Origin of the sequence: Pseudomonas sp. DR48 (assembly GCF_019823085.1) — a bacterium.
Classification (GTDB): Bacteria; Pseudomonadota; Gammaproteobacteria; order Pseudomonadales; family Pseudomonadaceae; genus Aquipseudomonas.
Map to the genome: position 1 here is coordinate 263,711 of NZ_CP081946.1, position 13,419 is coordinate 277,129.

Annotated in this window: 11 protein-coding genes and 2 tRNA genes; 5 read left to right on the forward strand and 8 right to left on the reverse strand. The window is 57.7% G+C overall.

Going from position 1 to position 13,419, the window contains the following annotated elements:
* Positions 1-32: 32 nt before the first annotated feature.
* From K5K95_RS01215 to K5K95_RS01225, 3 genes are all read right to left on the reverse strand, one after another.
* A complete protein-coding gene (locus K5K95_RS01215) occupies positions 33-1,274 on the reverse strand; it encodes a glutamine synthetase family protein (protein ID WP_222590261.1) in 1,242 nt (413 codons plus the stop codon).
* Between the two features lie 200 nt (positions 1,275-1,474).
* Complete coding sequence (locus tag K5K95_RS01220) at positions 1,475-2,167, reverse strand: sensor histidine kinase (protein WP_222588065.1); 693 nt, start codon at positions 2,165-2,167, stop codon at positions 1,475-1,477.
* Entirely contained in the window at positions 2,164-3,768 is a 1,605-nt protein-coding gene (locus K5K95_RS01225; RefSeq protein WP_222588066.1) for a tetratricopeptide repeat-containing response regulator, read from the reverse strand. The genes K5K95_RS01220 and K5K95_RS01225 overlap by 4 nt, the downstream gene beginning before the upstream one ends.
* A gap of 202 nt (positions 3,769-3,970) precedes the next feature.
* On the opposite strand from K5K95_RS01225, the gene K5K95_RS01230 reads away from it, so the two are divergent.
* Entirely contained in the window at positions 3,971-8,119 is a 4,149-nt protein-coding gene (locus K5K95_RS01230; RefSeq protein WP_222588067.1) for a CheR family methyltransferase, read from the forward strand.
* Between the two features lies 1 nt (position 8,120).
* Here K5K95_RS01230 and K5K95_RS01235 read toward each other — a convergent pair whose 3' ends face one another.
* Positions 8,121-8,660 carry a hypothetical protein gene (locus tag K5K95_RS01235; RefSeq protein ID WP_222588068.1) on the reverse strand — a complete coding sequence of 180 codons (540 nt, stop codon included), beginning with the start codon at positions 8,658-8,660 and terminating at the stop codon, positions 8,121-8,123.
* Positions 8,661-8,808: 148 nt separating this feature from the next.
* A tRNA-Arg gene (locus tag K5K95_RS01240) sits at positions 8,809-8,885 on the reverse strand.
* 291 nt (positions 8,886-9,176) lie between these two features.
* Here K5K95_RS01240 and K5K95_RS01245 point away from each other — a divergent pair.
* A complete protein-coding gene (locus K5K95_RS01245; protein WP_222588069.1) occupies positions 9,177-9,413 on the forward strand; it encodes a hypothetical protein in 237 nt (78 codons plus the stop codon).
* A 23-nt stretch (positions 9,414-9,436) separates the two neighbouring features.
* Positions 9,437-9,616, forward strand: coding sequence for a PA3371 family protein (locus K5K95_RS01250; RefSeq protein ID WP_222588070.1), 180 nt, complete (start codon positions 9,437-9,439; stop codon positions 9,614-9,616).
* On the opposite strand, the gene phnN is transcribed toward K5K95_RS01250, so the two are convergent.
* Positions 9,591-10,163, reverse strand: coding sequence for a phosphonate metabolism protein/1,5-bisphosphokinase (PRPP-forming) PhnN (gene phnN, locus K5K95_RS01255; RefSeq protein ID WP_222588071.1), 573 nt, complete (start codon positions 10,161-10,163; stop codon positions 9,591-9,593). The genes K5K95_RS01250 and phnN overlap by 26 nt on opposite strands.
* 385 nt (positions 10,164-10,548) lie before the next feature.
* Between phnN and K5K95_RS01260 the strand changes: the two genes are divergently transcribed.
* Positions 10,549-10,875: an Arc family DNA-binding protein gene (locus tag K5K95_RS01260; protein ID WP_028620557.1), complete on the forward strand. Its 327-nt coding sequence runs from the start codon at positions 10,549-10,551 to the stop codon at positions 10,873-10,875.
* A gap of 102 nt (positions 10,876-10,977) precedes the next feature.
* Here K5K95_RS01260 and mgtE read toward each other — a convergent pair whose 3' ends face one another.
* Positions 10,978-12,420 carry a magnesium transporter gene (gene mgtE / locus K5K95_RS01265; RefSeq protein ID WP_222588072.1) on the reverse strand — a complete coding sequence of 481 codons (1,443 nt, stop codon included), beginning with the start codon at positions 12,418-12,420 and terminating at the stop codon, positions 10,978-10,980.
* Between the two features lie 321 nt (positions 12,421-12,741).
* Here mgtE and K5K95_RS01270 point away from each other — a divergent pair, with 321 nt between their 5' ends.
* Positions 12,742-13,260 (forward strand): cell envelope protein SmpA, encoded by a 519-nt coding sequence (locus K5K95_RS01270; protein WP_222588073.1) that lies wholly within the window; start codon positions 12,742-12,744, stop codon positions 13,258-13,260.
* Between the two features lie 19 nt (positions 13,261-13,279).
* On the opposite strand, the gene K5K95_RS01275 is transcribed toward K5K95_RS01270, so the two are convergent.
* Positions 13,280-13,356, reverse strand: a tRNA-Arg gene (locus K5K95_RS01275).
* Between the last annotated feature and the right edge of the window lie 63 nt (positions 13,357-13,419).

Genomic DNA, 13,419 nt, shown 5'->3' on the forward strand with positions numbered 1-13,419 from the left:
ATCCGAAAAGATAGACCGTAGACGATGGATCGTCAGGCCTGAGCAGCCAGGACACGGCGCTCCCAGGGCGTAATTTCATCGAAGAAGCTGGTCAACTCCATGGTCTTCGAAGCGACGTAGCCTTCGATGAACTCATTGCCAAACAGTTCCTTCGCCAATTGGCTACGTTTCAGACGTTCAAGAGCGGCATGCAAGGTACACGGCAACGAAAGATTATCCGGCACCTGGAATTCACCCTGGATCGCCTCGCTCGGCTCCAGTTCGTTTTCAATACCGTGCAAACCGGCGGCAAGGCTGGCAGCGATCGCCAGGTACGGATTGGCATCGGCGCCCGGCAGACGGTTCTCGACCCGACGAGCGGCCGGCGAACTGGCGGGAATGCGCAACCCGGCGGCTCGGTTGTCGTGGGACCAGCAGGCATTATTCGGTGACGCGTAGGGATGGCACAAGCGCTGATAGGAGTTTACGTTCGGCGCAAACAGCGCGGTGAAATCCGCCATGCAGGCCTGCTGGCCGCCGATGAAATGACGGAAGGTGGCGGTCGGCTGCCCGGCCTCGTCGCTGAATACATTACGCCCGCTGCCGATCTCGACGATGCTCTGGTGAATGTGCATCGAACTGCCCGGCGTGTGAGCCAAGGGTTTGGCCATGCAGACCACGGTCAAGCCATGCTTGAGCGCGACTTCTTTGAGCAGATGCTTGAACAGTAGCGTCTGGTCGGCCAGCAGCAACGGATCGCCGTGCAGCAAATTGATCTCGAACTGGCTGACGCCCATCTCGTGCATAAAGGTGTCGCGCGGCAGGCCCAACGCCGCCATGCATTGATAGACGTCACTGAAGAATGGCCGCAAACCGTTATTGGAACTGACACTGAACGCCGAATGACCGTCTTCGCGTCGACCGTCCAGGCCCAGCGGCGGCTGGAACGGCTGGGTCGGATCGGGATTGGGGGCGAACACGAAGAATTCCACCTCGGTCGCCACCACTGGCGCCAGGCCCAGGGCCGCGTAACGCGCGATGACCGCCTTGAGCTGGCCACGGGTCGACAGGTTCGAGTGTTCGCCGGTCAGTTCGTCGGCGTCACAAATGGCCAACGCCCGCGGTGGATTGCTCCAGGGCAGGCGATGGATCTGCGCCGGATCAGGCACCAGCGCCAGGTCGCCGTCGTCACTGCCGTAAAACCGTGCCGGCGGGTAGCCGCCCATGATGCATTGCAGCAGCACACCCCGCGCCATCTGCAAACGTCGCCCTTCAAGGAATCCTTCGGCGGTCATTACTTTGCCGCGCGGCACGCCGTTCAAGTCCGGCGTGACACATTCAATCTCGTCAATGCCGGTCAATCGCTGCGCGAGTGAACGCTGGCCATCGGTTGTCATGACGCAATCCTTTGTAGTGGTGCAAGCCGCGAACGGCGACCCGTACAAAATAGGCTCCGCCTGTTCGGAATATCAAGCAGCACACACAAAAAGAAACGTCAGGGCAGATAGAGGCTGAACACGCCGCCACCCAACGGGCCGCCGTTGCTGATCCGGGTGCGCCCTTCCACGCCATTGCGCTGATGCAAGGCGGCGATCCGGCCGGCGAAATACAAGCCCAGGCCTGTGCTGCCGCTGCTGTGATTGATGCCCTGCACATAGTCGGCCTGACGCTCGATCATCTCGACGGGATAGCCGTCGCCATCGTCATTGATGGTCAGCATCAACTGACCGGCCTCGTCGCTGACACTGATCAGCAGCGACTGGCGGGCGTAACGAATGGCGTTGTTGATGGTGTTGGCCAGCACCGAGGCAACCAGCTCCCGGTCGAAGAACCCCAAGGGACACAGGGGGTCGACTTCATAGGTCGCGATAATGCCGCGACTGGCGAACACTTCTTGATGAGCGGCCAATTGCGCTTCGATGAAATCATCCAGCTCATGGTAGGCCGGCTGCAACGGCATCTGATTGACGCCCAGCTTGTACAGCCCCAGCAACTGCACCAGCATGCCGTTGAGGTGAGCGAACTCGAACTCGATGACGCCCTGCTCCGGACTCTGCCGCTCAGAGTTGGGCAAGCGCCCCATCCATTGGCTGTGAGCCTGCATCAGCATAGCCAGCGAGTTCTTCATGTCGTGCACGGTGGAGGCAATCACCGTGGAGAAATCCAGTGCAGGGTACTCTTGGCTCATCCGCTGAACGCCTTGATTTTCAGTTTCTGGTAGCGCGGATAACGCGCGTCGGTGTCGGGCATCATGCCGACCTGTTTCAGGCAGGCGCGACATTCTTCAAGCTCGGGCGAAGGCACGCTGGTGTCCGTGCCGTGCAACAACGACTGCGCCATATTGAGCGCGATACTGATGTTTTTCGGTTGCAGGGCCAGCGCTTTGCGAAACACCGCCCGGGCTTCGACCAGGTTGCCGGTCTTGTATATCTGCACGCCTTGGCGGTTGAGATCGGAGGCCACGTTGCCTGAATTCAGAATCGTCGGATCATCGGTCAATTTGGCGATCCCTTGCATCACCACAGGGTCGTCACCGTAAATTTCCGCGCAGTTCTTCAACATCGACGCACCGGCACTGGCCTGCCCGAGCATTTGCAGCTGCTTGGCCACCAGCAGCGCCGCTTCGGCGCTCATGAACTGCTCCATGCCGTCCAGGCGCATCATTGCTTGCTCGGTGAGTTTTTCCGCGGTTTCCGCGTCGTTGAGCAACAGGCTGGTGGCCTTCATCAGCCGCGCACGGATTTGCAGGCCCGGGTCAGACGGGTTCTCCTTGGCGACCTGGCTGAGTGTCGTGTTGATCTCCAGCCGGGTGCGGGTATCCAGGCCTTTCTCGCTGCCTTTGCTGATCAAGGCGTGGGCCAGGCCCAGGTTGCTTTCGGCATCCTTGAAACGTGATTGAGCACCCTGGGACACGGCCTGGCGATAAGCCTTGGAGGCCGTTTCGAAATCTTCGTTGGCCATCGCCAGCTTGCCCAGCTGCGCTTGCCGGCGCACCGCCAGCGGCGACAGGCGAATGGCCTCTTCCAGCACCTTCTGTGCGCCCTTGTTGTCACCTTCGGCCACCAGCACGTCGGCCATGCCGTCATACAGCGCCGGCATCATCGGAAACACCTTCAAGGCTTTTTCGTAGACGCCTTTGGCTTGGCTGACCTGACCACGCTTGAACAGCAATTTGCCCAGCCCGGCAAACGCCCAAGGCAAAGGCCGATCAGCAATGATGCCGTCGTAGAGGCGTTCCAGCGCTTCGTTCTGATTCAAGTCACGCAACGCGTCCGCGCGATATCGCAGGCACAGTGGCGAATAACGGATGTCCTTCTTGCACAGCTCGATACAGGCATTGAGCACTTCCATCGGCTTGCCGCGATCAAGCGCTTGCAGAATCGGCTTGAGCAGGTTCTTGCGTTGTTCCAGACGCTCCAGGCGCTGCGCAAGACCCGAGCGGTTGAACGGCTTGGTCAGGTAAGCGTCGGGTTCATGCTCCAGCGCACTGAGTACCATCGCCTGGCTGGTTTCGGCGGTGACCATGACGAACACACTTTCATGGCTGATCAGCTTCTCGACCATCAAGTCTTCGAGCACCTGCTGACCGTTTTTCTTGCCGTCGCCGAGGTGAAAATCCTGCAGGATAAAGTCGTAGGCCTTCTGCGAGCACATGCGCAGCGCCTGTTCACCGGAGTCCGCGGTGTCGACGTCCTTGACCCCCAATTCGCGCAGCATGGACCTGACGGAACTGCGAAAGTCCGAGAAATCATCGACGATCAGAAAACGCTTTTGGTGATACGACAGCATCGAAGATTTCCAGGCAGTTTAAGGAGAAGACCATGACCGATCGGGTTATCGGCCAGCAGTGCCGTTCACTTGAGAACGCATGCCAGCAAAGTGCCTCTAAATATTTGAAGGCGCTATTGAAAAACGGGATTATCCTGCTTTATTAAAGCCCGTTCAGACCTATTTGAATTCAATGCCCCTAACGCCGGCTAAGGCAGCAGAAATGACCAGCACTCCCCCCCACTCGGCCAACGCTCCCAAGCGAAAAGCCTTGAGCCCCAGCACCCTGGACTTTCCGGTGGTCGGCATTGGCGCATCGGCGGGCGGACTGCAAGCCATCAAATTGTTTTTCGAACACATGCCACACGACAACGGCATGGCGTTCGTGATCATTCTTCACCTGTCGCCCGACCACCAGAGCATCGCGGACAAGATCATCCAGGAATCGACCCGGATGCCGGTGCTGCAAGTCACTGAAACGGTGCCGATCGAGAAGAACCACATCTACGTCATTTCCCCGGCTCAACGGCTGACGATGAGCGACGGTGTGCTGGAGGTCAGCAACAACGACCTGAAGGAGAGCCGACACGCCTCCATTGACCTGTTCTTCCGCGACCTGGCCGAAGTGCACCGCGAGCGCGCGTTCTGTCTGGTGCTGTCGGGCAGCGGCTCCGACGGTGCGGTCGGTTTGTCGCGCATCAAGGAGCATGGCGGGATCACCATGGCGCAGGCGCCGGAAGATGCCCAATTCGACGGCATGCCCCGCGCCGCCATCGAGACGGGCATGGTCGACCTGGTGTTACCGGTGGTGGAAATGCCGCAGAAGCTGCTGGAGTTGTGGCACAACTCCCAGGAAATCAGCTTGCCCACCGCCAACGACCCGGAACTGCAATCCTTCGCGTCCGTGTCCGAGCGCGATGCGGCGATCGCCGAGCAATTGCTGCACGACATCCTGATCCAGTTACGCACCGGCACCGGTCACGACTTCAAGCACTACAAGCGCGCAACCGTGCTGCGGCGTATCGAGCGCCGGATGCAGGTTACGGCACAACCTGACCTCGCGGCCTATTATCACTACCTGCAAAACAACCCGGAAGAAACCAAGGCCCTGCTGGGCGACATGCTGATTGGCGTGACCAATTTCTTTCGCGATCGCGAAGCGTTCGAGGCTCTGGAACGCGATGTGCTGCCGCAACTAGTCAGCGCGGCCGTGTCGGCGCAACCCGAAAAAGAAGAAATCCGCGTCTGGTCGGCGGGCTGCTCCACGGGCGAGGAAGCCTACAGCCTGGCGATGCTGCTCAGTGACCAGCTGCAACTCGACTCCAGCAAAGCCACCTTGCAATTGTTCGCCACCGACATCGACGAACGTGCCATCAGCGTCGGCCGCGCAGGCCTGTATCCGCAAGCAATCGTGACCGATGTGCCGCCAACGCGCCTGCGCAATTATTTCGTCAAGGAAGACGACCACTACCGGATTCGCAAGGAGCTGCGCGAAAAAGTCCTGTTTGCCAAACACAGCCTGTTGTCCGACCCGCCCTTCTCGCAAATCGACCTGATCGTTTGCCGGAACCTGTTGATCTATCTGGATCGCGAAGTGCAACGCGAAATTCTGCAGATGTTCCACTTTGCGCTACGCCCGGGCGGTTTTCTGTTTTTGGGCTCCTCCGAAAGCGCGGACGCGTGCCACGAGCTATTCGCCCCAGTGGACAAGCGCAACCGGATCTTCCGCGCCAAAACCGGCACCGCCAACAGCCGTCGAACCCCGACCATGCCGCGTGGTGGTTACGTGCGCTCCAATGTTTCCCGCGAGACCCCGCAAAACGCGGTGCAGCGCAAGCTGTCCTTCAGTGACATTCATCAGCGCGCCCTGGAACGGACAGCGCCACCGAGCATGATTGTCGATGCCAACGCCGACATCCTGCACATGAGCGAAAGCGCCGGACGTTTCCTGCGCTATGTGGGCGGTGAGTTGTCACGCAACCTGCTGACGCTGATCCTTCCTGAGTTGCGCCTGGAAATCCGCACCACGCTGTTCCAGGTTCAACAAAGCGGCCTGGCGGTCAAATCCCGCGCGGTGCCTATCACGCGCGACAATCGACGCTACAGGATCGACCTGCTGGCGCAGCCGTATAAGGACGACGAGTCGGAAGGCGAATTTGTCCTGGTGATTTTCGAAGAAGCCGAAATCGACCCGTCCGAACAGGAAGCAACGACCCTGTTGCAAACCGAAAGCCAGGTCCTGTCCAACCTTGAACGGGAACTGCAACGCACCAAATTGCACTTGCAGGACACCATTGAACAATCGGAAGTCTCCAGCGAAGAGCTCAAGGCCTCCAACGAAGAAATGCAGGCGATCAACGAAGAACTGCGCTCGGCCACCGAAGAGCTGGAAACCAGCAAGGAAGAGCTGCAGTCGATCAACGAAGAGTTGTTGACGGTCAACTACGAGCTGAAAACCAAAGTTGAAGAAACCGACAAGATCAACGACTACCTGACCAACCTGATCGCCTCGACCGACATCGCCACGGTGTTTGTCGACCGGGGTATGCGGATCAAATGGTTCACGCCGCGCGCCACGGACATCTTCAGCATGTTGCCGGTGGATACCGGACGATCCTTGCTCGATATCACCCATCGCCTGCAATACGACGACCTGGCCAAAGATGCCGCGCTGGTATTCGAATCGTTGAACATGATCGAACGTGAAATCAGCAGCACCGACAATCGCTGGTACATCGCCCGTCTTCTGCCTTACCGCTCCAGCGAAGACCACATCGACGGCACGGTGCTGACCTTCATCGACATCACCAAGCGCCGCGCCGCCGAAGAAGAGCTGCGCCTGGGCGAAGAACGCATGCGCCTGGTGGCTGAAAGCACCCGCGATTACGCAATCATCACCCTCGATGAACAAGGTGTGATCACCAGCTGGAACAAAGGCGCCGAGTTGATTTTCGGCTACAGCAAGGCCGAGGCTGAAGGCGCTTATTACGACTTCATTTTCTCCGAAGAAGACCGCGCCTCCGGCATCCCCAAATCCGAGCTGCAGAGGGTCCGCACCCAAGGTCGCAGCGAAGACGAACGCTGGTACCAGCGCAAGGATGGCAGCCGCTTCTATTGCAGTGGTGAGGTGACGCTACTCACTGGCGACAATCTGCGTGGCTACGTGAAAATCGCCCGCGACCTGACCGGCCACAAGCGCCAGCACGAGGAACAAAGCCAGGCACTGGCCGAGACCCGCAACACCAGCTACCTCAAGGATGAGTTCTTCGCGGTCATGTCCCATGAACTCAAGCATCCATTGAACCTGATCCAGCTCAACGCCGAGCTGCTGCGCCGGTTGCCGGTGACCAAGTCTGTGGCCCCGGCCGCCAAGGCCGTCAACACGATCTGCGATGCCGTCAACAGCCAGGCGCGGATCATCGACGACCTGCTGGATGTCGCGCGGGTGCGAACCGGCAAGCTCAAGCTGCAATCGGTCACCGTGGACCTGGTCAGCGTGCTGCGCGACATTCATACGGTCGTCCTCAACGAACAGCACGAAACCACGGTCGAGCTTGAAGTGCCTTCGCAGCCGTTGATGGTTCACGCCGACCCGACGCGCCTGGAGCAGATCATCTGGAATCTGGTGAACAACGCACTGAAATTCACCCCGCCCAACGGTCGCGTGCAACTGATCGCCAGCCAGGACGGCGACAAGGTGCGACTGGACGTCAAAGACAACGGCACCGGCATCGCCGCCGAGAACCTCGAGCACGTGTTCGATCTGTTCGGGCAGGCTGAGAAGCAGCACGCTTCGCACCACCGCGAGGGACTGGGCATTGGCCTGTCGCTGGTGCGCCAATTGACAGAAGCACAGCAAGGCACGGTTGAAGTCAGCTCGCCAGGGCTGGGGGCAGGCTGTACGTTCAGCGTCTGCCTGCCGATGGCCAGGACGGATGGCGAGGCTCACCCTGCCCCGCAGCACGAAGAAGCTAGCGGAAGGCTGAGCGGTTTAACCATTCTGCTGGTCGATGACTCTGCCGATGTGCTGGAAACCTTGAAAGTTCTGCTGGAAATGGAAGGCGCCGAAGTCATCGCCTTCGACCGCCCGGTGGAAGCTCTGGATGCAGCGAAAAGCATGCATTTCGACCTCATCATTTCGGACCTTGGCATGCCGGTCATGAGCGGTCACGAGCTGATGAGCGCGTTACGTCAGCTACCGCTCGCCAAGGATGTGCCGGCCATTGCGCTGACGGGCTATGGCGCCCACAACGACATCACAAAGTCCCGGCAATCGGGCTTTGACCAGCACGTGGGAAAACCGGTGTCCTACGAGGAGTTGATCGAAACCATTGAGGCACTACGCTCCAAGAGCGTATCGATGGGCAAATGACTCAACACAAATAGGCGCGTTGCACGCTGATGCGCCGATCAATTGCTTGCCTGAGTCGCTCTTTATGGTCCGCCCAGATCCCGGGATCGACTTTGGGCGCGCGCATCAAATCGAGCATCGCCTCCTTCGCTGCCACGTATTCCAACCAGGCGTCGTCGGTGCGGATCTTCAGACGTTCACGCTCGGTCATTTCCATCCGTCGCAGAGCCAGCGTTGTTTCATCGGTGATCACCGGGTCCAACGTCAGCTGCACCCGATGCGGAGCCACAAACGCCCGAGTATCGGCCACCAGCTCTCTGGCTCGCCGCGCGCCCCACTTCAACGCAGTGCAGTAAAACTCACCGACACAGCGGTCATGAAACTCTTCGCAAATCGCCCAACCACTGTCGGCATATATCCCGATAAACACCTGAGTGACGCCTGTATGACTCACCCGCGCCTGGACTTCGACCTGTACGCCGTCGCTGAGCACTTCTTCGTGGGTGTGGAGAGGCAACCGGGTGTTGGTCCATAGCCAGAACTGTGCGCCTCTGCGTCGCATTGCTTCGCTCCTTGTTTCGTATCTGGAGTAAGGCACAGCAATCAAAGACTTTCCATGTAGATCGTCGGTTTCGAGGACACAAAAAAGCCCTGCCGGAGGAAGGTTTCCGGCAGGGCTTTCGTTTTGCAGCGCGAGGCTGAAATCAATGTGGTGTCCCAGGGCAGGTTCGAACTGCCAACCTTCCCCTTAGGAGGGGGATGCTCTATCCAATTGAGCTACTGAGACACAAGTCGCTCCGCAAAAAATGCGGTGCGATAGACGGCGTGCATGTTAACGGGCAGGCCTGCGTTTGTCATGTCGTCCTTGGGCTTTTTAAGTGTAGGCAGACGCCCCTCGACACCGTAGCTTTTGTTTACCGTGCAATTTGCATCCTCTCAAAGTGCCATCATTGCAATTTGCAATGAACGGCTTTCGCAACATTAACTTAATTGCTTGTTTTTAAAGGATTTAATAGCCGTTAGACTGTTGGCACGCGGGCTGCTTTAGCTGTTCCCAAGAACAACGGAGGTCAGCCTCATGAACAGCGCCCTATTACTCTCGAATGCGATCGCCCTGGCCATTCTGTTGGGATTTCATTTTGCCCCCGAGAACGGTGCTGTCCAGGTCGTCGCCCAACGCATGCCTCATTACCTTCAACTGCAAAAAGCCCCGCAATTGGCCGTCATGAGCGATCAGCGTGTCTTTGTTGGTCAAGACGTAAGCCAGCAATACGATCCGCCAGCAACACAGTCTTCCGAACGCTTGGTATTTTGATTTACCCCTATCAGGAGCACAGCATGTCCAAATCAGCCGCAGGATTTCTGATCCTTGCCTTACTGAGCGGCATTCTTCATCTGTCATTGATTCAGGACGCGGTTGTAACTCTGCCGCTGATTGCTTGCGGCGTTTTCAGCGCGCTGTTCGTGCTGGCGCTGATTGCCGGTCGCAAATTCAAGTTCGATCCGGTTCTGCGCTAACCGTGATCAACTTCAGAAGGTTTTCAACGGTGACGGCCAGCTCGCCAGAGTTGTCGAGCAGATGAATTTGCACGTCACCGACGCAATCGCTTGCCGTAAATAGCGCGTTACGGCGCAATCTCTCTTCAATTTGCACAAGACTCTCTCGATTACGCCGTAACAGTCGCTCGCGAAGTACCTCTTCCTTGACCGTCAACAGCACTGGCAGCAGCGTGGGATAGCGCTGCAGCGCTTCGGCCAGATGGCCGCGAGATCCGTTGACCAATACCTGCCGACCTTCCTTGAGCCAATGATCGATCTGGATCGGAATACCGTAATCCAGCCCATTGGCATTCCAGGACAACGCGAACTCACCCGCCTGCCGACGTCGCTCGAATGTTTCATGGCTGACGCCGATGGCATCCTCGCCCACGGATTCGGCGGAGCGCGTGATGACCCGTCGTACCACTTCGCAGTCAAACGACTGAAGGGGTTTGCGCGCCGCTTCGATGAGGCTGTCCTTGCCTGATCCGGAGGGCCCCATCAAATAAATCAGCCTGCCATCCATCCTGAATCATCCCTCTGTGCGCATGCGCCACTAGTAAATCGGCCATTTGCCACTATCCTGTTAAGGTAAGGACCACGGATCGAATCCGCATAGCATGCACCTTCAGGCGTATTTGGACACCACCTGTCGGGCAAAGGACGCGATCAGCGAAATGGCACTGGAGCAAACTTTTCAAACCAGTCCGCATTTCTGATAATTGGTGCTGGCATAACGCCTTTATCCAGTTCAATATTTGTCACAGAATTGACGCCAATGATCTGGCTTCTTTGAGGCATGATGCGAGCCTCTATCAATTCAGGTTGAACATTTGGCCATAGTGCTTGTCCTATTTGACATCCTGCGGCCAATCCCGAGAACCGCTCCCCTGAACTAACCGGTTAAATATATGCGCCCATTGAAACAGGCAATTTATTCCAGCCGTACGGCTGACAAGTTCGTCGTACGTCTGCCAGACGGAATGCGTGAACGCATTGCCGAGGTGGCTCGCAATCATCATCGCAGCATGAACTCCGAAATCATTGCGCGCCTTGAGCAGAGTCTTATTCAGGAAGGCGCACTGGGCGAAGAATTAAGCATGCGCCTGGACAGCCCGGAGCTGTCATTGCACGAACGCGAATTGCTTCAACGTTTCCGCCAGCTCTCCCACCGCCAGCAAAACGCTCTTGTTTCGCTGATCGCGCATGATGCCGAATTGGCCGCAGACGCTTCCTGATTCAACCCGAAAGTTCAAGCCAGCGTAATTGCTGGCTTTTTTTTGCCTGAAATTCGACCACAAAAAACCCGCCGATTGGCGGGTTCTTAATGGGCATTCAACTCACAGCAGGAATATTGTCGCCAGCCCGAGGAAGATGAAGAAGCCGCCACTGTCGGTCATGGCGGTGATCATCACACTGGCCCCCATCGCAGGATCGCGCCCAAGCCGCGCCAGCGTCATCGGAATCAACACCCCCGCCAACGCCGCCAGTAAAAGGTTAAGCGTCATGGCGGCAGTCATCACCACCCCCAGGGACCAACTGCCATACAACAGATAGGCGACGATACCAATCACGCCACCCCACACCAGTCCGTTGATCAAACCGACGGCCAACTCTTTGCGCATCAGACGCGAGGTGTTGCCGGTGCTCACCTGATCCAGCGCCATGGCGCGAACGATCATGGTGATGGTCTGGTTGCCCGAGTTACCGCCGATACCCGCCACGATTGGCATCAATGCCGCCAGCGCCACCAGTTTTTCGATGGAGCCTTCGAACAGACCGATCACCCGGGAGGCGAGAAATGCGGTGATCAAGTTGACTGCCAGCCAGGCCCAACGGTTGCGCAGGGATTTCCAGACCGAGGCGAAGATGTCTTCTTCTTCGCGCAGACCCGCCATGTTGAGCACTTCGCTTTCGCTCTCTTCACGAATCAGGTCGACCATTTCATCGATGGTCAGACGGCCGATCAACTTGCCGTTCTTGTCGACCACAGGGGCCGAGATCAAGTCGTAACGTTCGAATGCCTGAGCCGCGTCGTAAGCGTCCTCGTCCGGGTGAAAACTCACCGGGTCGCTGGCCATGACTTCCGACACCTGCTTTTCCGGATCGTTGACCAGCAGACGCTTGATTGGCAGCACGCCCTTGAGCACGCCGTCGCTGTCGACCACAAACAACTTGTCGGTGTGGCCCGGCAACTCCTTGAGACGACGCAGGTAACGCAAAACCACTTCGAGACTGACGTCCTCACGGATGGTCACCATCTCGAAGTCCATCAGCGCACCGACTTGCTCCTCGTCATAGGACAACGCAGAGCGCACGCGCTCGCGTTGTTGAGTGTCGAGGGTTTCCATCAGCTCGTGGACGACGTCTCGCGGCAGCTCGGAGGCCAGGTCAGCGAGTTCGTCGGCGTCCATGTCCTTGGCCGCAGCCAGGAGCTCGTGATCGTCCATGTCGGCGATCAGGGTTTCACGAACCGAGTCGGATACTTCGAGGAGGATGTCGCCGTCGCGATCAGCCTTGACCAGTTGCCAGAGCGTCAGACGGTCGTCCAGCGGCAAGGCTTCAAGGATATAGGCAACGTCGGCGGAGTGCAGATCATCGAGCTTGCGCTGCAGCTCGACGAGGTTTTGCCGGTGGACCAGGTTCTCGACCCGGTCGTGATGCGGACCTTCCTGGCGGTGAGTCAGGTCTTCGACCACGCGCTGGCGTTGCAGCAGCTCAATGACTTGAGCAAGGCGGTCCTGCAAGCTTTCTTGTGTTTTCTTTACTTCAACATCGGACATAGGCGAACTCCACTCCCAGCAGCGGGGCACGCCGGAAGGATCAATCAGTCAATTCATGATTGGAAAAACGGGATACTGAGTAACTACTGGGTAAGTCCATGGAGGTATTCCACAAGCCCCGGCGGGGCTGACGGGCGCAATGATACACCGCCCGACGGTTTAAAACGTTAAAAAATCGTGGCTGAAACAAGCGGTTGCAAGACAAAGCTGAGTGCAGTCCTGATCTCTCAAACTGCGACGACTCATTCTGAAAAGAAAACACACCACCGTTGAAAAATGCAGCGACTACCCTTTGGCTTGGACCGTCATGGAGGACGCCAAATGCCATCTCATTCACATTATTTTTTGCTGAGCATCCTGCTCTGTCTGCCGCCCTGCGTGAACGCACAGACAATTCACCGCTGCGAAGCCGATGACGGGCGCATTACGTTCACCACTCTCAGTTGTACAGCCGGAGAAAACCTCTCGCTGCAGGATGTCCGCGCACTCCCGCCAAGCAGCACAGTGGCTGTCATGCCGGAAGCCGACAATCGCGAAAAAACTGACACGAAAGTAAAAAGAAGAGAACCGGTCATTGTCGGCAAGACCGAAGATAAATGTGGAAACCTGATCAGCGCCAGGGAGCGGCGCGAAGCGATCATCAATCAACGGGTCATCGCCGGCATGAGCCAGCAGGACGTCGAGAGCGCCCTTGGCAAGCCAGACAAGGTCAGCGTTCGCAATTCAGCCACGAGCTACCGCTACGACACCAAGCGAGGTCGTAGCGCAAACGTGGAGTTCGATGAGAAAGGATGTACTAAAGGAAAAGCCAAATCCCAGACGGCAAAAAGCCCGCGTTAAACGCGGGCTTTTTGGTGTTTGGTGCACTCGACAGGATTCGAACCTGTGACCGCTCGGTTCGTAGCCGAGTACTCTATCCAGCTGAGCTACGAGTGCATTTGTGTTTTTAGACCAGATCACAACTGGTTGAAGCCAAGTCATTCACATTACTGCAACTGA